General features: G+C 71.6%; 26 protein-coding genes and 2 pseudogenes. 14 read left to right on the top strand and 14 right to left on the bottom strand.

The features are described from left to right. Positions 1 to 87: 87 nt before the first annotated feature. The 3 genes from ACIBBD_RS18220 to ACIBBD_RS18210 form a co-directional block, all read right to left on the bottom strand. Positions 88 to 1317, bottom strand: a complete 1230-nt coding sequence (locus tag ACIBBD_RS18220) for an SUKH-4 family immunity protein (protein ID WP_399420420.1) — start codon at positions 1315 to 1317, stop codon at positions 88 to 90. Positions 1318 to 1602: 285 nt separating this feature from the next. Further along, positions 1603 to 2358, bottom strand: a complete 756-nt coding sequence (locus tag ACIBBD_RS18215; protein WP_399420419.1) for an Atu4866 domain-containing protein — start codon at positions 2356 to 2358, stop codon at positions 1603 to 1605. 280 nt (positions 2359 to 2638) lie between these two features. After that, on the bottom strand, positions 2639 to 3226 hold the full coding sequence (locus ACIBBD_RS18210; RefSeq protein WP_399420418.1) for a zinc-binding dehydrogenase: 588 nt from the start codon (positions 3224 to 3226) through the stop codon (positions 2639 to 2641). A 608-nt stretch (positions 3227 to 3834) separates the two neighbouring features. Between ACIBBD_RS18210 and ACIBBD_RS18205 the strand changes: the two genes are divergently transcribed. Continuing rightward, the gene (locus ACIBBD_RS18205; protein WP_399420417.1) at positions 3835 to 4089 is read left to right on the top strand and encodes a hypothetical protein; all 255 of its coding nucleotides are present in this window, start codon (positions 3835 to 3837) and stop codon (positions 4087 to 4089) included. Positions 4090 to 4185: 96 nt separating this feature from the next. Here ACIBBD_RS18205 and ACIBBD_RS18200 read toward each other — a convergent pair whose 3' ends face one another. Further along, positions 4186 to 5058: a helix-turn-helix transcriptional regulator gene (locus tag ACIBBD_RS18200; RefSeq protein ID WP_399420416.1), complete on the bottom strand. Its 873-nt coding sequence runs from the start codon at positions 5056 to 5058 to the stop codon at positions 4186 to 4188. A 306-nt stretch (positions 5059 to 5364) separates the two neighbouring features. Between ACIBBD_RS18200 and ACIBBD_RS18195 the strand changes: the two genes are divergently transcribed. The 7 genes and pseudogenes from ACIBBD_RS18195 (at position 5365) to ACIBBD_RS18165 (ending at position 9921) form a co-directional block, all read left to right on the top strand. After that, a complete protein-coding gene (locus ACIBBD_RS18195) occupies positions 5365 to 6240 on the top strand; it encodes a helix-turn-helix transcriptional regulator (protein ID WP_399420415.1) in 876 nt (291 codons plus the stop codon). 401 nt (positions 6241 to 6641) lie between these two features. Beyond that, positions 6642 to 7150: pseudogene (locus tag ACIBBD_RS18190) on the top strand (SDR family NAD(P)-dependent oxidoreductase). Then, a complete protein-coding gene (locus ACIBBD_RS18185; protein ID WP_399420414.1) occupies positions 7126 to 7425 on the top strand; it encodes an SDR family NAD(P)-dependent oxidoreductase in 300 nt (99 codons plus the stop codon). The pseudogene ACIBBD_RS18190 and the gene ACIBBD_RS18185 overlap by 25 nt, the downstream one beginning before the upstream one ends. Before the next feature lie 97 nt (positions 7426 to 7522). Further along, the gene (locus tag ACIBBD_RS18180) at positions 7523 to 7711 is read left to right on the top strand and encodes a hypothetical protein (protein WP_399420413.1); all 189 of its coding nucleotides are present in this window, start codon (positions 7523 to 7525) and stop codon (positions 7709 to 7711) included. Further along, a complete protein-coding gene (locus ACIBBD_RS18175) occupies positions 7708 to 7929 on the top strand; it encodes a hypothetical protein (protein ID WP_399420412.1) in 222 nt (73 codons plus the stop codon). Before ACIBBD_RS18180 ends, ACIBBD_RS18175 begins: the two co-directional genes overlap by 4 nt. A gap of 185 nt (positions 7930 to 8114) precedes the next feature. Beyond that, on the top strand, positions 8115 to 8954 hold the full coding sequence (locus ACIBBD_RS18170; protein ID WP_399420411.1) for an SDR family NAD(P)-dependent oxidoreductase: 840 nt from the start codon (positions 8115 to 8117) through the stop codon (positions 8952 to 8954). Between the two features lie 187 nt (positions 8955 to 9141). Then, a complete protein-coding gene (locus ACIBBD_RS18165; RefSeq protein WP_399420410.1) occupies positions 9142 to 9921 on the top strand; it encodes an SDR family oxidoreductase in 780 nt (259 codons plus the stop codon). A gap of 65 nt (positions 9922 to 9986) precedes the next feature. Here the strand turns inward: ACIBBD_RS18165 and ACIBBD_RS18160 are convergent, their stop codons facing one another. Together ACIBBD_RS18160 and ACIBBD_RS18155 are read right to left on the bottom strand one after the other, a co-directional pair. Beyond that, complete coding sequence (locus tag ACIBBD_RS18160; RefSeq protein ID WP_399420409.1) at positions 9987 to 10394, bottom strand: hypothetical protein; 408 nt, start codon at positions 10392 to 10394, stop codon at positions 9987 to 9989. Between the two features lie 30 nt (positions 10395 to 10424). Next, positions 10425 to 11417, bottom strand: a complete 993-nt coding sequence (locus ACIBBD_RS18155) for an FAD-dependent oxidoreductase (RefSeq protein ID WP_399420408.1) — start codon at positions 11415 to 11417, stop codon at positions 10425 to 10427. A 329-nt stretch (positions 11418 to 11746) separates the two neighbouring features. Between ACIBBD_RS18155 and ACIBBD_RS18150 the strand changes: the two genes are divergently transcribed. The 4 genes from ACIBBD_RS18150 (at position 11747) to ACIBBD_RS18135 (ending at position 14468) form a co-directional block, all read left to right on the top strand. After that, positions 11747 to 12400: a hydrolase gene (locus tag ACIBBD_RS18150; protein WP_399420407.1), complete on the top strand. Its 654-nt coding sequence runs from the start codon at positions 11747 to 11749 to the stop codon at positions 12398 to 12400. 261 nt (positions 12401 to 12661) lie between these two features. Beyond that, the gene (locus ACIBBD_RS18145; RefSeq protein ID WP_399420406.1) at positions 12662 to 13645 is read left to right on the top strand and encodes an alpha/beta hydrolase; all 984 of its coding nucleotides are present in this window, start codon (positions 12662 to 12664) and stop codon (positions 13643 to 13645) included. 72 nt (positions 13646 to 13717) lie between these two features. Next, the gene (locus tag ACIBBD_RS18140; RefSeq protein ID WP_399420405.1) at positions 13718 to 14266 is read left to right on the top strand and encodes a dinucleotide-binding protein; all 549 of its coding nucleotides are present in this window, start codon (positions 13718 to 13720) and stop codon (positions 14264 to 14266) included. A gap of 28 nt (positions 14267 to 14294) precedes the next feature. Then, positions 14295 to 14468 (top strand): hypothetical protein, encoded by a 174-nt coding sequence (locus ACIBBD_RS18135; protein ID WP_399420404.1) that lies wholly within the window; start codon positions 14295 to 14297, stop codon positions 14466 to 14468. A 15-nt stretch (positions 14469 to 14483) separates the two neighbouring features. On the opposite strand, the gene ACIBBD_RS18130 is transcribed toward ACIBBD_RS18135, so the two are convergent. From ACIBBD_RS18130 to ACIBBD_RS18100, 7 genes and pseudogenes are all read right to left on the bottom strand, one after another. After that, complete coding sequence (locus ACIBBD_RS18130) at positions 14484 to 15338, bottom strand: LuxR C-terminal-related transcriptional regulator (RefSeq protein ID WP_399420403.1); 855 nt, start codon at positions 15336 to 15338, stop codon at positions 14484 to 14486. A gap of 16 nt (positions 15339 to 15354) precedes the next feature. Further along, positions 15355 to 15801: pseudogene (locus ACIBBD_RS18125) on the bottom strand (ATP-binding protein); the annotation flags it as partial. 224 nt (positions 15802 to 16025) lie between these two features. Continuing rightward, entirely contained in the window at positions 16026 to 16769 is a 744-nt protein-coding gene (locus ACIBBD_RS18120; protein WP_399420402.1) for an SDR family oxidoreductase, read from the bottom strand. Positions 16770 to 16857: 88 nt separating this feature from the next. Then, entirely contained in the window at positions 16858 to 17790 is a 933-nt protein-coding gene (locus tag ACIBBD_RS18115; RefSeq protein ID WP_399420401.1) for an NADP-dependent oxidoreductase, read from the bottom strand. Between the two features lie 124 nt (positions 17791 to 17914). Beyond that, positions 17915 to 18298, bottom strand: a complete 384-nt coding sequence (locus ACIBBD_RS18110; RefSeq protein WP_399420399.1) for a GNAT family N-acetyltransferase — start codon at positions 18296 to 18298, stop codon at positions 17915 to 17917. A 360-nt stretch (positions 18299 to 18658) separates the two neighbouring features. Then, the gene (locus ACIBBD_RS18105; RefSeq protein ID WP_399420398.1) at positions 18659 to 19180 is read right to left on the bottom strand and encodes a GNAT family N-acetyltransferase; all 522 of its coding nucleotides are present in this window, start codon (positions 19178 to 19180) and stop codon (positions 18659 to 18661) included. 350 nt (positions 19181 to 19530) lie between these two features. Continuing rightward, a complete protein-coding gene (locus ACIBBD_RS18100) occupies positions 19531 to 19869 on the bottom strand; it encodes an ArsR/SmtB family transcription factor (protein ID WP_399420397.1) in 339 nt (112 codons plus the stop codon). 138 nt (positions 19870 to 20007) lie between these two features. Here ACIBBD_RS18100 and ACIBBD_RS18095 point away from each other — a divergent pair, with 138 nt between their 5' ends. Then, on the top strand, positions 20008 to 20295 hold the full coding sequence (locus ACIBBD_RS18095; RefSeq protein ID WP_399420396.1) for a DUF1330 domain-containing protein: 288 nt from the start codon (positions 20008 to 20010) through the stop codon (positions 20293 to 20295). Positions 20296 to 20531: 236 nt separating this feature from the next. Beyond that, positions 20532 to 20927: a DUF2255 family protein gene (locus ACIBBD_RS18090; RefSeq protein ID WP_399420395.1), complete on the top strand. Its 396-nt coding sequence runs from the start codon at positions 20532 to 20534 to the stop codon at positions 20925 to 20927. Positions 20928 to 21098: 171 nt separating this feature from the next. Here the strand turns inward: ACIBBD_RS18090 and ACIBBD_RS18085 are convergent, their stop codons facing one another. Beyond that, positions 21099 to 24011 (bottom strand): BTAD domain-containing putative transcriptional regulator, encoded by a 2913-nt coding sequence (locus tag ACIBBD_RS18085; RefSeq protein ID WP_399420393.1) that lies wholly within the window; start codon positions 24009 to 24011, stop codon positions 21099 to 21101. Positions 24012 to 24379 lie beyond the last annotated feature (368 nt).

Raw genomic sequence — 24379 nt, 5'->3', positions numbered from 1 at the left:
ACGCCGCCGGGCCACCGCAGCGGTTCGCAAGCCTTCCGCGGCTCGATGCCGGGCGTCATCGCCGTCGGTGACCGGGGACGCCTCCCGTCACAGCACGCCTCCCGCCTCGTCGTGGAAGACCTCTGGCCAGTACCGGTACTCGTCCGGACCCGCGGCGGGGACGCAGGCCACCGGGTCGACCGAGGCCAGCACCTCGATCATGGTGTCGGCGAGCTGGTGGTAGAAGTCCTGGGTGAACTCGTGCTCCTTGTCCAGAGCCTGTTCCCGCTGGTGCAGCCAGAGCGTGAAGGCGAGGGTGGAGATGTCGGCGTTGACCGGGACGACATGGTCGGCACCCAGCTCCGTGTAGAACAGGGCGCCGGTCCGGCCGTCGAGCAGCAGGTCGAAGTCGTGGACCAGCCCGCCGAGCACCACCAAGTGCTCCGCGTCCGGCGGCAGTTGTTCGCCGCCGTCCCACAGGTGGGCGCGCCGGGGGTTGCTCTGTGACTCGGCCCAGGCCTCCGGGAGCGTGACCAGCGGTTCCTGTTCAGGGCCGTAGAACATGAACCCGTCACGGGGCAGGCCCACGTCGGTCAGGAAACGGCGGGTCGGTGGGTGGCTGAGGGCCGTCGGCAGCTGGTCGTCGGTGAGCCGCACCATCTGCTCGGCGCCGAACTCCCCGTCCAGCAGACCTTCCGGCAGGTCCAGGGCCAGCCCCTGCCCCGGCCCGGCGATCAGGCCGAGCGGGCGTATCACCGCGCCGATCCTCCAGAAGGCCGGTATCGGCCGGTCCCAGCCGGACCGCGGACCGGCCGGACCCCAGCCGTCCTCGCCCCACTGCTCCTCGGCGAACACCGCGGTCAGCAACCGCTCCGCGTCCCGCACCGCGTCAGGACCCGACCGGCCGGCCAAGCCGGCGAACCTGCCACGCAGTCCCCGGAATTCGTTCACCGCGGCCAGGAAGCGGGTCAGCGCGCCGACCGACGGAGCCAGCGGGAACAGCTCCGCCCCGCCCGGCGACTTGGCGTAGAGCCACATGCTGAACACGCGTCCGGTGACAGGGTCGAGGACGACTTCCTCGCCGTCCTCGTCCCCCTCCACGATCAGCCGGCCGATCAGCAGCAGTCCGGCGAGGTCCGGATCGAGTTCCGCCGGATCACCGCCCAGCTCCGTCACATGGTCATGGACCGTCAGCAGCGACGGCCCGGTCAGCGGTCCGAAGTTGACCAGACCCTGACCGTCCAGCCGCTCCCCGCGGGCCAGGACTTGGCGAGTCGGTTCATGGACGATCGACGGATGCGGCGCGTCCGCTGGCATGGCGACGCTGTTCTCGGACATGTCTTCCCCCGTGTGCTGAGTTCGAGCGACTCCTCCACGATAGGAGCTGCCACTGACAAGTGGTCGGTGTCGCCGGGGACGAGAGTCTGACAGCAGGGGACCCCGAAGCGACCGCGGAGGGAACCGCCGAGCGGTGCCCGGACGACTGAGCCCGGCGTCGGGGAGGGGAGCGGTCAGCGGACCGAGCCGGGAGGCACGGGCGATCGGTGGGACGACGACCGTCCGGCACTCGAGCGCGCCGGTCCGCGGGCGGTGGGGGAACCGGAGAACCGCCGGCCGGCGTCGTCAGCCGAGCTTCATGACGTAGCCGGCGTGGTGGAGTTCGTCGCCGACGAACTCCCCGAAGGCCCAGAAGCCGAGGTCGTCCAGGTAGTCGATGCGGTCGCCGTCGATCCAGTAGCGGCCCCGGTAGGCGTGCGGCCGGCCGCCCCGGGTCTCGTCGTAGTGGCCGTCGGCGGTGAGTTCCTGGTGCAAGAAGTCCTCACGGTCGATCCAGACGCCGACCCGCGGGTCACCGGTCATGTCCCGCGTCGCGGGGACGCCCGTGGCGGGAGCCGTGTCGCGGCCCGGGACGTCCGTGCCCGCCCACAGCACGGGAGCGCCGGCCGCGACCAGCGCGCGGACCTCGGCCGGCCGGGTGAACAGCGTGGCCACCGCACCCGGGATGTCCTCGGCAAGTCCGTCGGGCACCACCAGCAGGTCCGCGGTGTTCCCCGGCGTCAGGGTGGCCACGTACTGCGCGCGGTGCCCGCGGCCGCCGACCAGGGCGACGGTGTCCACGACCGCCGGGACGATGCTCATCCCGGTGCAGTCCACGACGATGGCGTTGTCGTCCTGCGCCGCGGTCACGATGCCCGGTCCCACGCCGACGATCACGGAGCCCACCAGCAGCACATCGGCACCCGTCATCGTGCCGATCAGGGGATCCGCCGTCAGCACACGGGCGTTGGTGAACAGCACGGGGCGGTCGGTGTCGGCGGAGACGATCTCGTTCAAGGCCTCCGTGTTCCAGTTCACGCTGCCGGGGGCGGTGGCGGTCATGGGTTGCTCCTCGTACGAGCGGCCTCCCCGCGCCCATGACGCGTTCCGCACGTCCGGGGCCGACGGTGGCCGTGGTGGTGCAGCTTCAACCGGCTGCCGACCACCAGCCTCGCCACCCGCCCCGCCCCGAACCAGGCCGGGATCCACCTGGGTGCGGCACACCCAGGAACACCCCCGGGTGCTTTTCCGCACCCGTGCACCGATCATTGACCCGCTTCGGTCCGGGTCGCCCGCGGCGTGCCCCTCCGGAGCCGACGACGGGCTCCGCTGCGGCGGCGGGTCAGAGGCCGGACGTGATCCGAGCGGCCACGGCGGGGCGCTCCTCCTCGGGGACGAGGCTCAGGACGATCTTTCCCCTGGTGTGGCGCCGCTGGACCTGCCGGTAAGCCTCCTGCACCTGCTCCAGCGGCAGGACCGCGCTGATGGGCACGGTCAGCAGCCCCTCGGAGACGAGGCCCGAGAGTTCGGCGACGACGCTCCGGGAGAAGGCGCCTTCCTGGGCCTCGCTGCGGACGCCGTAGCGGGCCACGGCGCGGCCGTCGGCGATGGTGTTGATGCGCTGCGGCTTCACGCCCAGGGCGATGGCGGTGTCGACATTGCCCTGTCCGAAGGTGTCGATGTAGGCGTCGACGCCCTGCGGCGCGGCGGCGCGAAGCCGGTCGGTGAGGCCTGGTCCGTGTTCCACGTGGGTCACGCCGAGCGAGCGGAGGAAGTCGGCGTTGTGCGGTCCCGCGGTGCCGATGACGGTGGCGCCGCGCAGGCGGGCCAGCTGTGCCGCGAGCGAGCCCACTCCCCCGGCGGCGGCCGACACCACGACGGTTTCCCCGGGGGCGGGGCGCACGGCGTCGACGGCCGCCCAGGCGGTCACGCCGACGGCGGACAGGGGCGCGGCGGACTCGAAGGTGATGTCCGCCGGCTTGGGCGTGAGGGTCGCGGCGGGTGAGACGACGTAGTCGGCCTGGGCGGCGCGGGGGAGGTAGCCGATGACCTCGTCCCCCGCGGTGAAGTCGTCGACGCCCTCGCCCAGCGCGGCGACCCATCCGGCGAAGTCGTTGCCCTGCCCTCGGGAAAGTGCGCCGGCCAGATGTCGGCGAAGACGCCCTGCCGGATACCGGCCTCGCCGGGGTTGACCGGGGCCACGGCGACACGCACGAGCACCTCGCCGGGCCCTGGCTGCGGGCGTGGGACCTCGTGGATCTCGAGGACCTCGGGGCCGCCGTACCGCCTGAACTTCACTGCTCTGGGCATGGTCGTCTCCTGCTCACATGACGGGAGACCCATTGCTTGCACAGCGGGACCCCGCGGCCGGAAGCCCACCGTAGCATTTTATTGATACGTCAACAAAGGGGGTGGGCCGCAACAGGTACTGCCACTCGGTCATGCGCTCCGGGAGGCCGACCGCCGGCCCGTCCATCGTGAAGGTCCCCTCGCCACGGTGGTGGAACCGGCGGGGACCGGGCTGCGAGGGGTCGGCCCATGCCCCCTGCCACCTCCAGCAGGAAGCGGCGGCGGATCACTGCGGACCACCGCCTGCTGGACCCGTTCCGGCCGGCGAGGCCCTGCGAGGCCGGCGTCGGCCACCTGGCCTCGCCGCCGGCGACGCACTCCGCGCTCAACGGCGCCCGCACCTTCTCGCCGGCCACGGCCGTGAGGTCGAACCGCTGGAACCTGCCGACGTCCGCGCCCGAGCGGTTGCCGATGCCGACCACCGACGCCCTGGGTGCGGCATGACGAGGCTGCGCCGTCCGGGAGGCGGAGCCGAGCCGTCCCATCCCGCGCCCGCGAGCGGACCCGGACGCACGGTGACGGGACGGCTCCGGACTCGCCTCAGGCCTCGGGCGAGGACAGCGCCGGACCCGGCGTGCCCCGCTCCGCCTGCTCAGGCGCCGTGGCCATCGCGCGCAGCGCGTCGAAGGCGGCCGCCGTCGGACTGGCCGGCTCCGCCTGGTACACCACGAGCTGCTGGTGCGGGGCGCCGTTGACGGTGAAAGCGGCGAACGCGATGTGCAGGTCCCCCACCTGCGGGTGCCTCAGGTGTTTGCCCTCCTGCGACTTGCTCTTGACCTCGTGCAGTTGCCAGAGGTCCGCGAACTCCTCGCTCCCCTCGGACAGTTCCGCGACCACCTCGGCGATCCGGGTGGAATCCGGATCGAACCCGTAGGCGGCCCTGATCTCGGCGACGCACGAGTGCGCGGCCCGCTCCCACTCCTGGTAGAAGTCCCGGCCCGCCGGATCGACGAACACCATCCGGGCCAGGTTGTCGAACCGGTCGAAGCCGCTGTGCAGCGCGGTGGCCAGCGAGTTGCCGGCGAGGACGTCGAGGGCGGGCCCGAGGACGAAGGCGGGCGTGTGCTGCCATCCGTCCATCAGCTGCAGCAGCTGGCCACTCACCTCGGCGTGGCCGTGGTCCCGCCGGCGCTGCGAGGCGGCGAGGCACAGTCGGTTGAGATGGTCGGTGGCCTCCGCGTTCAGCTTCAGTGCCTGCGCCACCGCTTCGAGGACCTGCGGAGAGGGACTGTATTCGCGCCCCTGCTCCAGCCTGATGTAGTAGTCGGAGCTCACTCCGGCCAGGAGTGCCACTTCCTCCCTGCGCAGTCCGGGCACTCGGCGCCGCCCATGCTCGGGCAGACCGACGTCATGCGGCTTGAGAGCCTCTCGACGGGCTCTGAGGAATTCACCCAAAGGCGTCCCATTGCTCATGGGTGCAAGATTAGACCGGCTGTGGATGAGTCTGAGTTTCCGATATGTCATATGGCAGCACGTTGCACAGCCCTCACTTTCCGTAGCACAGCATCTCGCTTTGTAAGATTTCCCTGCCCCCAAGGCGTCCGCTGCCCCACTGCCGGTCGCTCCCCGCTCAGGCCGAGAGCGTGACGGCCCTGCGGACAACCTGTCGTGCCGGCTCGGACCTTTCCCGACAGTCCGCCGCCGTCCCCCTGATCCTGGGAGTGACGCACCCACGGTCGGCGGGCCTATTCACGGACGTTTCCCTCTAGCCTCGATGACATGAACAAGGACGAGCACCCTGACGCGGTGGAAGGGCTGGGCCGGTTTCTCCGCTCCCGACGGGAACTCCTGAGCCCCGCGGCCGTAGGACTGCCCAGTACCGGACGCCGACGGGTGCCGGGTCTGCGGCGCGACGAGGTCGCGGCCCTGGCCGGCGTCAGCGCCAGTTACTACATGCGGCTGGAGCAAGGACGCGAACTCAACCCCTCGCAACGGGTCCTGGAAGCGGTGGCCCGTGTGCTGAAGCTGAGCGACGAGGACCGGCTGCGCCTTTTCCACATGGCACAGCCCACCACCCGCCGCATGAGGTCTCCCCTGCGTGTCGAACGCGTCAGCCCTCCACTGCGACAACTGATCGAGAGCTGGACCAGGACACCCGCCTTCATCATCGGCCACGCCCAGGACATCCTGGCGGCCAACGACCTGGCGCGGGCCCTGTACTCCGACTTCGCCCAACAGGACAACGTCCTGCGCATGCTGTTCCTCGACCCTGCGGCCAAGGCCTTCTACCGCAACCCCGAGCGGGCCAGGCACCGAGCCGTGGCTGACCTCCAGCAGACGGCGGCGGAGACGCCGGACGATCCGCGCATCCTCGCACTCGTCGGTGAACTGTCCGTGCGCAGCGGTGAGTTCCGCTCCCTCTGGGCACGGGAGTACTCAAGGGTTCCCCCGTACAAGGTCAAGCAGATGCACCACTCGGCCATCGGCGACCTGGAACTGCACCACGAAGCACTCACCATCCGCAGCGCTCCCGGACAGCAGCTCATCGTCCTGCAAGCCGAACCCGGCTCCGCGTCGGCCGACGCGCTGGCCCTGCTCGGCTCCATCAGCGCCCCGGCGCTTCCGAACCAGCAGGAGCCCCGTACCGACAGCTGAGTAAGAGCTCCGAACAAAAGGGGAGTCCGATCAGCTCGCGGCGTCCGGTGCGTGCGATCGCAAGGCGCCGGAAGGTCCTTGTAGCGGAGCTACCAGGGCCTTCCGGCAGAGCGTGCGGGCCAGGCGTCGCGAGCCGGGCGCCCCTTGTGTTCGGAGCTCTTAAGAGCGTTCCGCGCATCGCCGGCCCCCGAGGGCCGGCGATGCGCTGCGTTGTGGTCCCCTCCCCTGCGGGCCAGAACAGCCTTTCCCAGGAATGCTCCTCCCAGGTGAATCCCGGCCTGCCTGTCGGAAAGCGAGCGGCCACCCTTTTCCCAGGCCTTCCCGAGCACCCGAGGGCGGGGCTCGGAAAGAGCTGGAGGAGAGAAATCATGGAAAGCACGCAGGACGCGCCGGTCTGACTGGTGACGGGGTGTTCCACCGGGTTCGGCCGGAGCATCGCCGCGCACCTGCTGGACGAGGATTTCCGCGTGGTGGTCACCGCCCGCAGGACCGAGCAGGTCAGGGATCTCGCCACCCGCGACAATGCCCTCCCCATGGCGCTGGACGTCTCCGACGACGCCAGTGCGGCGGACGCGGTACGGCAGGCGGAGGAGCACTCGGCCGGATCGACGTCGTGGTCAACAACGCGGGCATCGGCTACTTCGCCGCGGTGGAGGAGACCGACCCGCAGACCGCGCGGCGTCTCCTCGACGTGCGCTTCCACGGTGTCGCCCGCGTCATCCACGCGGTCCTGCCGGGGATGCGCGCCCGCCGCTCGGGCACGCTCGTGAACCTGACGTCGATCGGCGGGCTGGTGGGCGACGGAACGCTGGGACCGCTGGAACCGCCGGAACCCGCTGGCTGCCCTGTTCCCCTTCCCGCCCCGTCCCTCAACGGAGATGTCCCATGCCCGGCACCACCGTTGTCCTGAGCGGAGCCACGAGCGGTATCGGTGAGGCCACAGCCCGTCGGCTCGCCGCCGCCACCGGCCGGCTCATCCTCCACGGGCCTGAGAGCCGCACCGAGGTCGCCCCGCTCCTGACGGAGATCGCGGCCTCCGGGAACACCGAACTGCACTACCTGCAAGCCGACTTCGACGACCTCGGCGAAGCCGTCTCCCTGGCCACGCGCGTCCGTGACCTCACCGCGAGCGTGGACGTACTGGTCAACTACGCCGGCCGGCCCTTGCCGAGCCGCGTGTCCTGAGCGCAAACGGCCGCGAGGCGACCCTGCAGACGAACTATCTGGCGGCGGTCCTGCTCACGCACCGTCTGGCCCCCTCCTGCCCCCACGCCGCGGCCGGGTGGTGCACGTCGCCTCCGCCACCCACCGCTCGGTGAGGCTCGACCCGGACGACATCGGGCTGGAGCACGGCTACAGTCCCGTGCGCGCCTACGCGCAGTCCAAGCTCGGCATGGTGGCGCACGCCCGGTGGCAGGCCGGGAACGGGGCGCTGACGGCTCGCGGATCGTCAGCATCAGCCCGGGAGTGATCAGCACACGGCTCCTGCACGCCGTGTTCGCCGTCCGCGGTGCCGCGCCCGACCACGGCGCGAGGAACGTCATCGAGGCGGCCACCGGGCCGATCCCGCACTCGGGCGCCTACCTCGACGACGGGCGGCCCGCCCGGCCCAACCCGCAGGTCGGGGACCTCCTGTTCCAAGGCCGGCTCCGCGTGGTCACCTCGCGTCTCGTCGCCGACTGGCTGTGAAGCCCGGCCGGGGTGTCAGGAGACGCCCCGGCCGCCCTTCCCGCCGCCGCCTGTTCCGTTCCTAGGAACGGAACACCCAGGAAAAGCACGGCCTTCATGGGAAATCACCCGGCGGGCACACTCGAATTCGTAAGGAAGAACCCCCCGCATTTCGGGGAAATCCAGCAAGGAAAGAGGACCACCTCATGGCTACGTGGTTCGTGACCGGGGCTTCCCGCGGTATCGGTGCGGAGATCGCGCGTGCCGCTCTCCGGGACGGCAACAATGTGGTGGTTGCGGTCCGCAACCCCGAGCGGGTGCCCGAAGACCTGAAGGCCTCCGACACCGTCTTCCCGGTCGCTCTGGACGTCACTGACACCGACAGCATCCCGGCCGCGGTCCAGGCCGCCGTAGACCGCTTCGGCGGTATCGACGTCCTGGTCAACAACGCCGGGCGCGGCCTGCTCGGTGCCCTGGAGGAGATCACCGACGACGAGGCCCGCTCCCTGTTCGACCTGAACGTCTTCGGCCTGATCAACGTCACCCGCGCCGTCCTGCCCGTCATGCGCAGGCAGGGCTCCGGCAAGCTCGTCCACATCGGATCCCGCTCCGGCTTCGAGGGCGAACCCGGCGTCAGCCTCTACTCGGCTTCCAAGTTCGCCGTCGCCGGCATCAGCGAAGCGCTCTCCGCGGAGATGGCTCCCTTCGGCATCCAGTCGATGGTCGTCGAACCCGGTGTCTTCCGCACCGACTTCCTCGACGCCAGCTCCCTGTCGGTGGCCGCACACCGGATCGCCGACTACGACGGCACCCCCGCCCACGTGACCCTGGACTGGATCGGCCAGGCCAACCACGCCCAGCTCGGCGACCCCGTCAAGGGCGCGGCACTGATCGTGGAGGTCACCGGCACGGAGAAGCTCCCCACCCACCTCTACCTCGGCCGCGACACCCTGGAGCGCCTCGAGGTGAAGTACCGGCAGGTTCAGGACGACCTCGCCGACTGGCGCGAGAGGTCCGCCGCCACCGCCCACGACGACGCCGCCTGAGGACGGATCGGCGCCGAAGCGGCTCGCGGTGGCCGCCGGCTGCCCGAGGGAGCCGCCGGCAAGACCACCGCTTTGGAGGCGATGCCTCCACCGAGCCGCCCGGCTGGGTGGGTCTCCCCCTCCCACCCGGCCGGGCCTCCTCCCCGAAGTGTCATCCGGATCCACTGAATTCGAAAAGGAAACCGTCATGTCTGCTGTTGTGCTGTCCGGTACTCCGCTGTCCGGCCGTGTCGCCGTCGTCTCCGGCGCGTCCAGCGGCATCGGCGCCGCAACCGCCGAACGCCTGGCCGAACTCGGCGCCACCGTCGTCGTCCTGGCCCGCCGCAAGGAGAAGCTCGACCAAGTGGTCAAGAACATCGAGGCCGGCGGCGGCACCGCCCTCGCCCTCACCGTCGACGTCACCGACCGCGCCGCCGTCCAAGCCGCGGCGGACGACGTCGCCGACCGCTACGGCCACGCCGACCTCGTCTTCAACAACGCCGGCGTCCAGCTCATCTCCGGCATCGAGGAACTCAAGGTCGACGACTGGCAGCGCCAGATCGACCTCAACATCACCGGGCTGATGAACGTCATCGCCGCCTTCCTCCCCCACCTCACCGACACCGCCGCCCAGGGCAAACCCGCCGACCTCATCAACACCTCCTCCATCGCCGCCACCCGCATCCTGGAGAAGTTCTCCGTCTACTCCGGCACCAAGGCCTACATCAGCCACCTCACCCGCCTCCTGCGCGTCGAACTCGGCCGCAAGATGGTCCGCGTCGCCACCATCGAACCCGGCATGGTCGACACCGAACTCCCCGACCACGTCACCGACCCCGACGCCAGCAAGCTCATGGCCGACCTCATCCACGACATAGACGTCCTGCGGTCCGCCGACATCGCCGAAACCGTCGCCTTCATGGCCGCCGTGCCCCGCCACGTCAACCTGACCGAGATCACCGTCCTCCCCACCGCGCAGACCATCTGACCCACCCGCACACGCGAGGGGGCCGCCCCACCCGGGCGGCCCCCTCGCGGATGCGGGTGGTGTGCTCAGTGCCCGGAGCCGGTCGCCCCACGAGCCGCGACCACGGACTCCCAAGCGGCGCGCGGCGGCCCCGCGAGGGGCTGCGGCGCGTCGGTGCGGTCCTCCAGCCAGCGCTTGACGCGGAGCCGGACGTCCTCGGCGCCGAACGCCTCGTCCGGCGTCCGCACCATGTGGCGTGCCTGGGCCCAGGCCCGCATGACCAGCGGGTCCTCCAGGGCGCAGGGGAACCTGGCCGCCTTCTGCCGTGCCTCCTCGTCCGCGGGCGCCCGGGGCGCGCCGGACAGACGCCTTACGTTGTCCCGGTCCGCCGCGACCTGCAGGTCGAACCAGGGCTTGAGGACGGTGCGCGTCCACCCGTCGTAGGACCGGGCGAACTCCTCGTGCCGGGTGGCGTTGTGCGCCGTCTCGGCCACCCTCTCGGCCGCCCACAGGGCCAGGGAGATTCATTGGGTCAGGGTCGGGTTCGTGTGGACGAGGGCGTCGCCCACCCGCACCAGGCCGGTGACGACGGGGCCCGCGTCGTCGGCGGTGGGGCTCCACCGGTTGTCCAGGCCGGCCATGATGTGCACCTCGCCCACCGGTTGCGGATCGTGCGACAGCCAGGCTCCGCCGGAGGGGAAGAGACGGGCCAGTTCGTCGAAGGTCTGCGGATCGCGCAGTGCCGGCAGCGTGGGGTCGTCGACCGGGCACACGAGGGCGACGCCCAGCAGGTCGTTGTCGGAGGGGAAGGCGATGCTCAGCGCGTAAGGCGCGGCGGAGGTGTAGGGAACGCGGGGAAGCTGCGGCCGCTCCGTGCCGCCGGGACGCGCGCGGTACCAGCGGCAGGCGTAGGCGAGGCCGACGCGGTGCGTCCGCGTCCGCGGGGCCCGCGTCCCGGCGCCGGCCAGCCAGGCGGCGACCGGTGAGCGGCGCCCGGTCGCGTCGACCACGAGATCGGCGGTGACCTGCTCCCCAAAGAAGCGCACTCCGGTCACCCGCGGCACCCGGCCGCCGCCGGGTACGACCACCAGGCCGCGCACGGCCGCGCCGCTTTCGACCAGGATGTTGCCGTGCCCGTGCACCGCCGTGCGCAGTGCCGTCTCGAGGACCACGCGCCGCAGCCGTACGAGAACCAGGTCCTCGTCACCCGGCCGGTACGGGGGATGTTCGGTGAACCAGTCGAACTCGTGCTGTTCCCGGGCGCCCAGGCGCAGCAGGTGCGCGTACACGTCGGGGGTCCTGGTCCGGAGGACGGACCGGGCCGGGCCGAGCAGCGCGTGCGGCTGGACGGCCTGGGGGACGCGCGGGCGCGGGCGGCCGAAGAAGTCCTCGTCAAGGTTCCCGCTCGGCCCGGTGGTGTCCCGCTCGAGAAGTGTCACGTCGTGCTCGCCGCGTGCGAGGAGGAGTGCCGTGGCCAGTCCCGCGATGCCACCGCCCATGACGACGATGCGTGCCATCCGCTTCCCTTCGTGCCGGTGCGCGCGCGCCGGCCCGGTCCGCGGCGCTACGGTCCCCTTGTCCGGGGCAGGGTCCAGCCTGCCCCGTCCGGGAGGCGCGGCGCATCGGTGAAAGGTGCTGAACGGGCGCCGCACCGCGCGTATTCGGCCGTCCGTCCGCGCGGCGGGAGGTGCCCGCCGCCCTGCCCCCAGGTACGTACCGAACCTCCGATCAGCGCGCGGCATCGCGTACGTACTAGTCACCGATGCGCGGCCGGAACCACCGGTGCGATCTTGATCGAGGCGGCCGCATCCGGGGTCGCCCGTCATCGACAACCATCGGAGAACTCATGGCAGCCAAGGGCATCACGTACACCGGCCTCGACGCCCTTCTCACCCCCGAGAAGTCGGTGCTGCTGCTGATCGACCACCAGGGCGCCCAGTTCGCGGGCATGCGCAGCATGGACGCCAACCTGGTGGTCAACAACGTGACCGCGCTGGCAAAGGGCGCCAAGCTGTTCAACGTCCCCACCATCCTCACCACGGTGGTCGAGGACCGCGGCGGCCACATCATCCGTCAGCTCCAGGACGTCTTCCCGGAACAGACGCCGATCGACCGCACGGCGATCAACACCTGGGAGGACCAGCGCGTCGTGGACGCCGTCGCGGCCACCGGGCGCAAGGACCTCATCATGGCCGGCCTGTGGACGGACATCTGCCTGGCCTGGCCCGCGATCCACGCCATCGCCGACGGCTACCGCGTCTTCGCCGTGACGGACGCCTCGGGCGCCACCACCAACGAGGCCCACGAGCGCGGTATCGAGCGCATGATCCAGGCCGGTGTCATCCCGACCTGCTCCGGCACCGTCATCTCCGAGTGGCAGCGTGACTGGGCCCGCGAGGAGACCGTTCCCGGCATGACCGAGATCCTGCTGGAGCACGGCGGCAGCTTCGGCACCAGCCTCGCCTGGGAGCTTCAGCTCCTCGGCCAGAACAAGGGCTGAGTCCCTCCCGTCGTCCCACGGGCAGCGGCTCGGGTGGCACGGCACCGGCTCGGGTGCCGTGCCACCCGCGGCTCGCCCGTACCGGAGTGCGGCAGGCCGGGAACCGCGCCTCCGCCGCGTCCCGACCGACCTGACCGACCCCACCGACCCGACCGCCCGCACGGCGGCCGGTCGGCCTTTCCCTCCGTTCGCCACGGCAGCGGTTCAGGTGCCCGGCCCCTGACGCGTGCCGCCCCGCCCGACAGGAGCGCAGGAACACCGATGCCCGACACGTCCCGTCTCGGACCGCCACCCCCCTTCGACCCCGAACTGGTGCCCGCCCTGGAGGCATTGGCGCACGTCATGCCGCCTGCCGTGCTGCCGGAGATGATCCCGGCCCTGCGCGAGTTCATGGCGGCCACGGCCCCGAGCGACGACGAGCTGCGCCGGGGCGGCGCGATCGACTTCACGGAGCGCCGGATCCCGGGCCCGGAAGGCGCTCCCGAGGTCTCTCTGCTGATTCGCCGGCCGGCCGGTTCCACCGGGCCACGGCCCGCGGTCTACTTCACGCACGGCGGCGGCATGATCCTCGGGGACAACCGCAACCTCATCGGGGAGATGCTCGACTGGGTGCAGAACCTGGGCATCGTGCTCGTGTCCGTCGAGTACCGGCTGGCCCCCGAACACCCCTTCCCCGCCGGGCTGGAGGACGTGTACGCGGGGCTGCGCTGGACCGTGGACCACGCCGAGGAACTGGGCGTCGATCCCGGACGGCTGGTCGTGTCGGGGCCCAGTGCGGGCGGCGGCCTGACCGCGGCCCTGACCCTGCTCGCGCGGGACCTCGACGGCCCCGTGCCGGTGGGCCAGTTGCTGGTCTGCCCGATGCTCGACGACCGCAACGACAGCTCGTCCGCCCGCCAGATGGCCGGCGTGGGCGCCTGGGACCGCACCTCGAACGACACCGGCTGGACGGCGCTGCTGGGCGAGCGCCGCGGAGGTCCGGACGTCACGGCCTACGCGGCGCCCGCGCGCGCCGAGGACCTGTCGGGCCTGCCGCCGCTCTTCATCGACGTCGGTTCCGCCGAGACCTTCCGCGACGAGGTCGTCGCCTACGCCTCGCGCGTCTGGCAGGCGGGAGGCGAGGCGGAGCTGCACGTGTGGCCCGGCGGCTTCCACGGCTTCGACGCGCTCGCTCCGCACGCGGGGCTGTCGAAGCGGGCGCGCGCGGCCAGGTCGGCGTGGCTGCGGCGGACGCTGCACCTCTGACCGTCTTCCGACAGGAGAACCACCGACGTGACAGCCGTGGACCAGCTTGATGCATCAACCAGGGAGCGCACCATGAACATCACAGTCATCGGCCGCGGCCGTGTCGGGGGCGGTCTGGCCCGCAGGTGGCAACGGGCCGGCCACCAGGTGACCACGCTCGGGCGGGAGGGTGGCGACGCCGCCGACGCCGACGTCGTCGCCGTCGCCGTACCCGGCGGCGCGATCGCGGAGGCATTGGGGAAGGTCACCGGCCTCGGCGGCCAGGTGACCATCGACGCCACCAACGTCTACGGGACGCGGGACGAGAGCTACCCGTCCCTCTCCCACCAGATCAAGGCGGTCATCGGCGGACCGACCGCCAAGTCGTTCTCCACCGTCTTCGCCGCCGCGTACGACGAGATCGACACCCAGCGGGTCACGCCCAGCAATCTCTTCGCGGCCGAACCCGGCGCCAAGGACATCACCGAGCGGCTCATCCGTGACGCGGGCTTCGACCCGCTCTACGTCGGCGACCTCGACCCCGGCGCGCGGCTGCTGGAGAACAGCTCGGCGCTGACCCGCGCCCTCGCCGCGCGGATCGGCCCCTTCTTCTACCGCTACGGCCGCCCGGGCGAGCTGTAGGCCCCGCGCTCCACCACCCGGTGAACCCATGACACCCGTCTCCCAGCGGCTTCCGGCAGCGCACCCGCGGTGCCGGCGCGGCGCGCCCTCCGAGGCCGGGGACGCCGTCGCCTCCCCGGGTTCCGACCTGTCCCCCTACGTCACCGGCACCGTGTTGGTGGTCGACGGCGCACCGCCGCTGAAGCGGGCGCCGCCGGCCTGACGTGCGGCGTCCGTCTCACCCGGAACCCTTCCCCTCACGCAGCTGGCGTCGCGAGGTGATGCCGAGTTTGCGGAAGATGTTGCGCAGGTGGGCGTCGACCGTGCGCCGGCTCAGGAAGAGCCGCATCGCGATCTCCTTGGACCTCGCTCCGGCCGACACGAGCTGCGCGATGTGCAGTTCCCGCGAGGTCAGTCCGCTCAGCGGGTCGTCGGTCGCGCGCCGCGCCTGCTCACCGACGGCCTGCAGTTCCTTGGCCGCGAGAGCGGTGAACGCCTCAGCGCCCAGGGAGGTGAACGTCCGGTGGGCGCAGTGCAGTTGGTCGCGTGCCTCCCGGCGTCGCCCGGCGCGCCGCAGCCACTGCCCGAACATCGGACGGGCCCGGGCCACGTTCAGGACGAGGACGCAGTTGTCCAGGCGGGTGACCGCGGTCAGGAAGTGCTCCTCGGCACGGTCGTCGTCGCCCGCGACGAGCGCCCGGCAGTAGGCCTCGATGCCCCTGGCCCAGTCGCTCCGGGCGAGCCCGGTGCGCTCCGCCAGCAGGCCGAGGTGCAGTTGCGCGGACGGCATCGGTGCCGCGCCGGTGGCAGAGGTGAGTGCCTCCTGCTCCGCGATGAGTGCGGCGGCCTCCTCGTGGTCGCTGGTCTGGACGGCCACGGTCGCCGTCATCGTCAGCCCGACGGACAGGGTTCCCAGGGATCCCGTCCGGCGGGCGGCGTCGACCTGCGCCCTGGACAGCGCCAGGTGGGCGTCGTCCTCCCAGAGGTCTGCCGCGACCAGGGCGGCGAGGGCAGGCGAGTCCGGGGACGCCGTCCGGGGCGCGGGTCGCGAAGACCAGGGCGATCCGGTCGTTGTCGACGCGGTTCGCGACAAGCGCCAGCGCTTGGGCGGAGGCCCGGTCCAGCCACTGGGCGTCGTCCACCACGCACACCAGCGGACGCTCCCGCGCGGCCTCCGACAGCAGTCCGAGAACCGCCGGCCCCACGAGGAGACGGTTCGGCGCCTGGCCTTCCGCCAGACCGAACACCATCCGCAGCGTCTCTCTCTGCGGGGCGGCGAGGCGGTCCGCGGTCGGCATCAGCGGCGTGCACAGGGTGTGCAGGGCGGCGTACGAGAACGCGGCTTCGAACCGCGTGCCCGTGACCTTCAGCGGGGTGACGTCCTCCAGGTCGTCCAGGGCATGCCGCAGCAGGGCCGTCTTTCCGATGCCGGGCTCGCCGACGACCATGACAGCTCCACCGTGGCCCGCACGGGCCGCGGCCACCAGCGCGCGAAGGTGGTCGGTCTCCCTTTCGCGGGCGAGGAGCTTCGGGGGCTCCGGTGACTGGTTGATCATGACCAGGAGCATCACGCGGCGGCCCGCGCCGTCGAAACGGCCTTCGACGTCCCGTTGCGTGCTGGAGCGGGGGAGATGCCGAGTGCTGCGGTGAGGCAGGGGGCGGGCGGCGCGGATCGTGGTCTCGTGCGGTACGGGGCCGCCGGGACGCACCCGGTGAGCCGGCACCGCTGCGTGCCCGGCGCCGGATCCTCCGCCGGGCGTGCTCGCGGCCGGGTCCGTGCTCAGTGGGCCGTCTGACCGCCGTCGACCACGAAGACTCCGCCGGTGGTGAAGGAGGCCGCGGGCGAGGCCAGGTGGAGCACCATGCCGACGATCTCCTCGGGGTCGGCGGCGCGGCCCAGCTGCGGGCCCGCCAGGACGATCTCCCGCTTGACCGGGTCGTCCAGCCAGGCCTGGGTCATCGCGGTACGGGTCAGGCCCGGAGCCAGCGCGTTGACCCGGATACCGGCCTTGGCGTAGTCGACGGCGGCCGCCTTGGTCAGCCCGATGACACCGTGTTTGGCGGCGACGTACGGCGCCATGTCCGGGTCGCCGATCAGCCCGGCGATCGAGGCGGTGTTGATGATGGCACCGCCACCGGCGGCAGCCATGTGGGCGATCTCGCCCTTGAGGTCGACCGCGACGACCTTGTCGAAGTCCTCCTCCGACTGCTCGGCCAGAGGTGCCGGCGGAACGAAGACGCCCGCGTTGTTGAAGGCGATGTGCAGGTCTCCGAAGGTGTCGACGGTCGTCGCCACGAGGCGGGCGACGTCACGGGCGAGTGTCACGTCGGTGGGGACGAACAAACCCCGGCCGCCCTCCTTCTCGATGAGGTTCACGGTCTCGCTGCTGCGCTGGTCGATGTCACCGATGACCACGACGGCGCCCTGCCGGGCGAAGGCCAGCGACACCGCTCGGCCGATTCCGGTGGCGCCGCCGGTGACGAGCACGACCTTGCCGGTGAAGTCGAAGAATTGGTCCGTCACAGTGTCCAGCTCCTGACTGGTGGTGCGGAAGTTCGGCCGGTGGCGTCGGACGTCCCCGGCGGGGGTCGGGGAACGTCCCACCGGGGGGTCAGAAGGTGACGGTCACCTTGCCGCGGATGTGCTGGGAGGCGAAGGCGGCCAGGGCCCGGTCCGCCTGGCCGAAGGCGTAGTCGGAGTCGATCTCGACGCGCAGTCGGCCTTCGGCGGCCTGCTCGGCGAGCGCCTCGAGCCGTCCCTCGGGGGTACGGGTGCCGGTGTAGACGGCGGTGACGCCACGCTCGAAGGCGGCCGGGCCGCCGAGGGGGGACACGAGCTGTCCCCCGGACTTCGCCGCGGCGGCCGTGGCGGCGAGCGCGGGACCGGCGTTGGCCAGGTCGATCACCGTGTCGACGCCGCCGGCCACGAGGCGGTGGGCTTCCTGAGCGATGTCGACCGCCTGGTAGTCGAGGACGTGGTCGGCACCGAGTCCGCGCAGGAACTCCGCGTCGTCCGAACGTCCGGTGGCCAGCACGGTCAGGCCCGCCTGCCGGGCGAGCTGCACCGTGAAGGAGCCGACACCGCCCGCGGCACCCACGATCAGGACGCTGCCGCCTTCGGGTGCCCGGACCGTGTCCAGCAGGGCCGCCGCGGTGAGTGCGCCGGTGGTCAGGGCGGCGCCCTGGGCCGGGGTGAGCGCGGCGGGCCGCCGGGCCACGGAGGGGGCGTCGTCGATGACGATGTATTCGGCAAGCGCTCCGGCGGTCACGCTGTTCCACGCGATGACGGCATCGCCGGCCGAGAACCGGGTGACGCCCTCGCCGACGGCTTCGACCACTCCGCTGACGTCCACGCCTGGCACGAAGGGGTGGCGTACCGGTATCGCGTCACGCATGGCGCCGGTGACGAGCACCTTGTCGACGGCGTTGAGAGCGGTGGCCTCCAGCCGGACGAGCAGTTGGCCCGGGCCGGCGACCGGGGTCGGCAGGTCCGCGAACTCCACGTCCTCCAGCGGGCCGTACGACCGGGCGATGAGCGCCTTCATGACCTTGCTCCTTGTCCTCGTTCGATCAGCCGTGCCGGTGGCGCCGCGGCTGGGGCGGTCGGGGCCGGATTCCCTCCGGCCCCATTTGGTGACGCATCAACAATGACACCATTTTGTTGATGTGTCAACATCTAGGACCTCCGTCATGAGGCTTCGCGGGGTCCACACGACGGGGAGACTCCGGCCCGCCCCAGTCGCTGACGCGGCCGGCGGAGCGGTAGCGCCACGGTTCGTACTCGGGGTGCCGATCCGCCCAGGAGGCGATGAAGGGGCAGACGGGCAGGAACTTCAGATCGGCCCGCCGGACCATTTCCAGGGACGCGTGCGCCAGTGCCGACCCGATGCCCTGCCCCTCGCGCTCGGGCAGCACCTCGGTGTGCACGAACGCGAGCAGCCCCTTGGTCGGGATGTACTCGACCAGGCCCGCGAGCTGTCCGTCCACATGCGCCTCGAGGCGGTTCTTGTCATCGACCCTGGTCACCGTGGCTCGAGGCTTCTCCGTCTTCATGGATTCTCCGTTCCGCGCGTGCACCGCGACGCGACGGACCGCGGACGGCGTGCGCCGGCCGCCACGCTGCCAGGCGCGCCCGCGGGCGCACATCGGCAATGACCGCCTACACGCTTCGTCGGCGGACAGGCGGCCGCTCGCGGACGCGGGTTGGGGAAGACCGGCACGGTGTCGAGGTCGTCGGGCGTCGCGGCCCGTAACCGAGGCGGCCGTGCCGGCCATCGCCATCAGCGTGCCCGCTGCGGCCACTCCCCCGGGGAGAGGCCCACGACGGCGATCACAACGGGAGATCGGCCACCACTGCGTGGATTGCCGGCCCCACAGCCCTGGACACAAGGGGAACTCAAGCGTCTTGAGCGCTCAGTCCGTCGGCCCCACCGGACCGGCGACGTGCCTGGCGAGCAGATGCGTCATCGTCCCCCCGCTCCGCACGGTCCGCACCAGGTCGAACCCCTGGCCGTCCCGGTAGTAGCGCAGCAGCCCTTCACTGGTGCAGCCGCGCCGCACCCACGTCCGCCCCGTGGCGGCCGCCCGGCGCACGGCCCACGCGGCGAGCAGGGCTCCGGGCCGGTGTTGCCGCCACGCGGGATCGGTGACCGTGGTGTTGAGGTACAGGGCGGGCTCGTCGCGTTCGGCGCTGCTCCACCCTTCGTCGAGGGGCCGGTCCGAGACAGTGGTGCAACCGACGACGCGTCCGCGCGCGTGCTCCAGCACCCAGGCCGGCGACCGGGGCCGCACGGCGCGCGCCGCCATCATGGGGGCGCTGCTCAGCCAGCCCTCCCAGTCTTCCAGCCCGCGCTCGCGCATCCACGCCGCCCTGTCCTCGATCAGGGAGACGAGAGCGAGTTCGTCGTCGGGGCGGGCGAGCCGTACGGAAAACAAGGGCAGCTCCATGGCGGACGGACGGGGCGGACAGCGGGGGCGTGGAAGGCGTTCGGCGATGGCGGCAAGAGCTCTCGGTCAGCCGAGAAGACCGACCGATCACCCGGATGGAACGCGCCCGAACCGGCTGTTCCGGGCGGCCTTCCGCGAGTGGCCTGGCACCAGCATGAGCGCGCGTCGCACGCGCGCGCCACGCGTTTCGCCTCTCCCTCTCTCACCGGTGCGCCCGCGCGCTGCCGTGAGCAGAAGATCCCGCCGCGTCGCCCGGGCGGGATACAGGTACACCCCGGCGGGAGGGCGGGTCCGCCCCCTGCCGTGCGGGCGGCACGTCCGCGCGAGGAGGCGACAGGTCAGTGACCACCCGGCCCGGACGGCGCCTCCTGGGCGTCGCGTACGGCCGCGAGGACGCTGTCGAGCAGGCCGGGGAAGCGGTCGTCCAGGTCGTCGCGGCGCAGGCTGTGCAAAATGATCCGCCCTTCGCGCCGGGCGCGCAGGACACCCGCCTCGCGCAGGACGTGCCAGTGGCGGCTGGCCGTGGAGGGAGACACGTCGGGCAGCGTCGTGGAGCAGGTCAGCTCCTCCCCGCCGGCGAGACGCTCGATGATCTTCAGCCGCGTGGGATTGGCCATCGCGTCCAGCACGGCCTCGATGCGCAGTTCGGCTCGGCTGGGGTGCGTCAACGGTTTCACTCCTTGATTGTACGCAGATTCACCAACAGTCGAAGGATTGTGGCGGAGCTCACGCGCCGAGGACGTGGCGGAGAGGCGGATGCTCGCCTTCAATAGTTCACGTACTTGCGAAATAACGAACTGACGAAGGATGCAGTGATGAGCGCCTACATGGTCATCAGCGTCTCCCCCCAGGACGACGAGAAGATGCGGGACTACGAGTCCAGGACCCTCGAGGTGGTCTCGCGCTACGGCGGCAAGCCCATCGCCCGTGACACCGAGTGCTTCGTCCTGGAGGCCGCCGAGCGTCCCGGCATCGGAGTGATCCTGGAGTTCCCGGACAAGCAGGCTGTCCTGGACTTCTACCACTCCGAGGAGTACCAGCCCCTCAAGGAGTTCCGGCACACCTTCGCGACCGCCAGCGCCCTTGTGGTCGACTCCGTCTGAGCCCGCCCAGCCGAACCGAGGCCGCCAGTCCGGCCCCGCATCGGACCGGGCCGAATAGGTGAGTATCACCGAAGCGACCGCCCCGCGGGGCCGGGCACAGTGGTCTCCCGAGCGCGAGAACGCAGGAAGGCCACGAGTCACCGCCCCGCTGGCCGACTCCTGCCGCTGCGCGCGTTCCGGCTGCCGCCACCGGGCTTCCGCCCGGTCCGCCGGGCGGGATCCGGAGGAGGGCGCACGTGGAAGCCGTTCGGCTGAGGCAGCACACACAGGTCACGCTGCTCGTCACGGCGGAAGACGACACGGAACGCGCCTGTGAGCTGTGGATCGTGGGCGTGGACGACGACGTGTACGTGCGGGCCCTGTCCGGGGTGCGGTCGTGGTGGTACCGCCAGGTGGTGGGCTCCTTTGCGCAGGTGTGGTGTGCGGACGGCATGGTGAAGGCGCGTTTCGAACCTGTGCCGGACCTCTGCCTGCTGGAGCGGATCGATGCCGCCTTTGTGGAGAGGTACGGACTCGGCTGGCCAGGACCTGTCGGCTTCATGACCGCGCCCGTGGCGCGCGCCGCCACCCTGCGCGTCGTCGGAACGCCGGAGACCGAGGGCGGGAGAAGGCCTTCCCCGGACGCCGCCTGACACGACTCGAGGGGCACGGTACCGCCGTCTTCGCGAACCACTCCTCCATGGTGGGTCGCGGAGGCGGGCAGCGGATCAGGTGCCGGGCACCCCCGAGTCCGGCCCCTGCCCGCCGTCGGGCTTTCGCGGCACGCGGAGAATGCACGGCGGGCCCGCCCGTTCGAAGCTGCGTCATGCGGTAGCAGTGGCGAGACGTTCCTCCACGGTTGCGGCGTCGAGCTGGTAACCGATGTGGCGGAGAATGCCCAGGGCCTTCTGCCAGAGAGCCACCGCTTCCTCCGACCGGTTCATGGCGGCCAAGGCGTCGCCGAGCGCGCGCAGGGACACAGCTTCCAGATGCTCATGCCGGACCGCCCTGGTCAGCCGTAGCCCTTCTTCGGCACACCGCACGGCCAGGTGGAGGCGGTTCGCCTGCGTGTACGCCTCGCTGAGGCGGATGAGACAGCCCGCGCGCACGAAGTCCTGTTCCCCTTCTCCCAGCAGTTCCAGCGCGTGCTGATAACCGGTGATCGCGTCGTCCAGCAGGCCCTGGCGTACCAGCACCTGGCCGTGGCGGTAGTACGACAGGGCCTCCCCCTGCCGGTCGCCGAGCTGACGGTAGAGCTCGACCTGTCGCTCCGACTCGGCCACGGTCGACTCGTCTATGCCTTCGCTGCGCAGCCGGGTCTGGACCGTGTTGCCCAGCACCATCGCCTCCAGGGACGCGTTGCCTCGCCGCCGTGCCAGGGCAGCGGCCTCTCGGAACAACCGGACCGCGAGAACCGGATCGCGGTGACCCGTGATGTGGGCCTGAACGTTCAGTGACAGGGCGCGGAGGTCGTCCTCGCCGTCGCGTGACACCTCCAGCGCCCGGGCCACGTGGCCCTCCGCCTCGCTCAGCCGGCCGACCTGGGCCAGCGCTCCGGCCAGGATGTAGCGGGCGCGGCCTTCGGAGCGCAGGTCGTGCGCGCGGGCGGCCGCGTCGGCGACGAGGGCGGCGACGGGGATGACCTGGTGCCACAGGTGGGCGTTCATCAGGACGGCGTCCAGCATCAGCAGCAGCGTCGCGGCACGGTCGGTGTGCGTGGCCGCCGTCTGTGTCAGAAGCATCAGGATGTCGTCGAGGCTGGAGGCGCTCCAGGCGAGCACCTCACTGACACTGTCGAAGCGCGTCCCGGCCGGCACTACGGGCGCTGCCGCCTGCGCCACCGTGTGCCCGGGCCGGATGACGCGGTAGGACTCGGTGGCGGCGACCAGGTGCAGGTCGAGGAGGCGGCCCAGCACCGCGTGACGGATCTGTTCGGGGTCCGTCTCCACGGCCAGACGCCGGGCGAACAGGCGGACCAGGTCGTGATAGCGGTAGCGATCCAGCGCGGGCGATTCCAGCAGTCCGACGGCGACCAGACGTTCCATCAGGGTCTTGGCGGTCTCCGCCGGGATGCCGAGCACGGCGCTCGCGGTCCGCGGGTCGTACACGCCGTGAGCGGGCAGCGCGAGCCACCGCAGTGCCTGGCGCGCGGGCTGCGGCAACTGGCCGTACCCCAGCGCGAAGCTGGATTCGACGGTGACCGTGTCCACGGCGAGCTCGGACAGCCTGTGCTGTTCGTCGGCGAGGCGCTCGGCCAGGTCGCCCAGACTCCACTCCGGGCGTGTGGCCAGGCGGGATCCGATGATGCGCACCGCCAGTGGCAGGCCTCCGCAGGCGGTGAGGATGCGGTGCGCGGTGCGCGCCTCCGACTCGACGCGGGCGGCTCCGATCAGCCGGGTGAACAGCCGCATCGCCTCCTCGCGGGGCAGGGCACCGAGGACGACGCGCAGGCTGACCGGGAGGGTCGCCAGGCGGTTGCGGCTGGTGACGACCACGGCGCAGGTGGGGGCTCCGGGCAGCAACGGGGACACCTGGTCCAGGTCGGCGGCGTTGTCCAACACGATCAGTACGCGCTTCTGGGCCAGCGCGGAGCGGTACAGGGCGGCCCTCTCGTCCAGTTCCGTCGGGATGCAGGAGTCGCGCTCGCCCAGGGCTCGCAGGAAGGACGCCAGGACTGTGCCGGGGTCGGCGGGGGTTCCGTCGGCTCCGCGCAGGTCGACGTAGAGCTGCCCGTCGGGGTAGGCGGCGAGCACGGTCTGCACGCTGTGCATGGCCAGGGCGGTTTTTCCCGCGCCTCCCATGCCGGTCACCAGCACGACGGGCAGTGCCTCCGCCGAGGGGTGCAGCAGGGTCTCCCTGATGCGGTGGGTCTCCTCGGCGCGGCCGGTGAAGTCGGCCACCGCGTGGGGTATCTGGCGGGGCGCGCGTTCCTGGCGGGAGACGACCCCGGGGTGCCGGACGGGCGGAGCGGAGTGGTCGAGGATGTCGGCGTGCAGTTGCTGGAGGCGGGCGTTGGGTTCGATGCCCAGTTCCTGCGCCAGAAGGCGGTGCACCCGGCGGTAGGCCGCCAGTGCCTCGCCCTGCCGGCCGGTGCGGTGCAGGCCGCGCATCAGCAAGTAGTGCAGTCCTTCGCGCAGCGGGTGTTTCTCGGCGAGGGTGGTGAGTTCGGTGACGGCGTCGGCGCACTCTCCGAGTTCGACCATCACCTCCAGGCGGGCCTCGACGACGGCCAGGCGGCGTTCCTCCAACCGGGAGCGTTCGGCTTCCGCGAAGGGGCCGGGTACTCCCGTCAGTGTCGTCTCCCGCCACATCGCCAGGGCGGTGTCGAACAGGTGCCGGGCTCCCGCCAGGTCACCGGCCGCGCTTCGGGCCCGCGCCTTGGCCACCTGGTGTTCGAACAGCTCCCAGTCCAGCGTGCCTTCGGCCAGGCGCAGTGTGTAGCCACCGGGAACGGACTGCAGGACCCGCCATGGCTCGCCCTGGTCGTGATCAGGCTCCAGGAGGTTGCGCAGACGCCAGACGTACGTACGCACCACGGCCTCCGCGCGCCGGGGCGGAACCTCCCACAGGGCGCCTACGAGGTCGTCCCTGCTCACGGTCCGGCCGTGACGCAGGATCAGGACCGCGGCCACCGCCCGCTGCTGGGGCGAGCCGAGGTCCAGCTCCGTGCCGTCGCGGCCGGCCCTGAGGCGGCCGAGTACCGCGAAGTGAAGGCGCGAGGTACCCGATGCCTCCATGTTGACCCTCATTGCGTTCGAGATGCCGAGCAGTTCCGGTGCTCGGGAGCAGTTCGTATGTTCACTGATTCGCGAAGTAGCGTAATTGTGCCACATCGTCTGCGCTGAGCAGCGGTTTCGACCCGTGGAAGTGATCACTCCCAGTTCCCCGCCACGGGCCGCAAACGGTTCTGAGCGGTGCGACCGCCGACACAAGGAGCCGTCGGGCGTTCGCGGCGATGCCGGCCGACCCGACACGGTGGAGCAGACCGTCGAGCGCGCGCACCCGCTGCGCCGGCCCAGCGGCGGGGGGGGGGGGGGGGGGGGGGGGGGGGGGGGGGGGGGGGGGGCGCGGCGGGGGGCGGGGGGGGCGGGGGGGGGGGCGCGGG

Origin of the sequence: Streptomyces sp. NPDC051315 (assembly GCF_044455165.1) — a bacterium.
Lineage (GTDB): Bacteria > Actinomycetota > Actinomycetes > Streptomycetales > Streptomycetaceae > Streptomyces.
Note: the sequence above shows the minus strand (reverse complement) of the source record. Positions and strands in the feature narration are given on the sequence as shown.

Coding starts and splice junctions, on each gene's coding strand:
- ACIBBD_RS18135 (WP_399420404.1), top strand. CDS start 14,295: ATGACACCCGTCTCCCAGCGGCTTCCGGCAGCGCACCCGCGGTGCCGG.
- ACIBBD_RS18195 (WP_399420415.1), top strand. CDS start 5,365: ATGAACAAGGACGAGCACCCTGACGCGGTGGAAGGGCTGGGCCGGTTT.
- ACIBBD_RS18150 (WP_399420407.1), top strand. CDS start 11,747: ATGGCAGCCAAGGGCATCACGTACACCGGCCTCGACGCCCTTCTCACC.
- ACIBBD_RS18185 (WP_399420414.1), top strand. CDS start 7,126: ATGCCCGGCACCACCGTTGTCCTGAGCGGAGCCACGAGCGGTATCGGT.
- ACIBBD_RS18170 (WP_399420411.1), top strand. CDS start 8,115: ATGGCTACGTGGTTCGTGACCGGGGCTTCCCGCGGTATCGGTGCGGAG.
- ACIBBD_RS18140 (WP_399420405.1), top strand. CDS start 13,718: ATGAACATCACAGTCATCGGCCGCGGCCGTGTCGGGGGCGGTCTGGCC.
- ACIBBD_RS18220 (WP_399420420.1), bottom strand. CDS start 1,317: ATGTCCGAGAACAGCGTCGCCATGCCAGCGGACGCGCCGCATCCGTCG.
- ACIBBD_RS18200 (WP_399420416.1), bottom strand. CDS start 5,058: ATGAGCAATGGGACGCCTTTGGGTGAATTCCTCAGAGCCCGTCGAGAG.
- ACIBBD_RS18155 (WP_399420408.1), bottom strand. CDS start 11,417: ATGGCACGCATCGTCGTCATGGGCGGTGGCATCGCGGGACTGGCCACG.
- ACIBBD_RS18205 (WP_399420417.1), top strand. CDS start 3,835: ATGCCCCCTGCCACCTCCAGCAGGAAGCGGCGGCGGATCACTGCGGAC.
- ACIBBD_RS18115 (WP_399420401.1), bottom strand. CDS start 17,790: ATGAAGGCGCTCATCGCCCGGTCGTACGGCCCGCTGGAGGACGTGGAG.
- ACIBBD_RS18085 (WP_399420393.1), bottom strand. CDS start 24,011: ATGGAGGCATCGGGTACCTCGCGCCTTCACTTCGCGGTACTCGGCCGC.
- ACIBBD_RS18095 (WP_399420396.1), top strand. CDS start 20,008: ATGAGCGCCTACATGGTCATCAGCGTCTCCCCCCAGGACGACGAGAAG.
- ACIBBD_RS18145 (WP_399420406.1), top strand. CDS start 12,662: ATGCCCGACACGTCCCGTCTCGGACCGCCACCCCCCTTCGACCCCGAA.
- ACIBBD_RS18165 (WP_399420410.1), top strand. CDS start 9,142: ATGTCTGCTGTTGTGCTGTCCGGTACTCCGCTGTCCGGCCGTGTCGCC.
- ACIBBD_RS18215 (WP_399420419.1), bottom strand. CDS start 2,358: ATGACCGCCACCGCCCCCGGCAGCGTGAACTGGAACACGGAGGCCTTG.
- ACIBBD_RS18110 (WP_399420399.1), bottom strand. CDS start 18,298: ATGAAGACGGAGAAGCCTCGAGCCACGGTGACCAGGGTCGATGACAAG.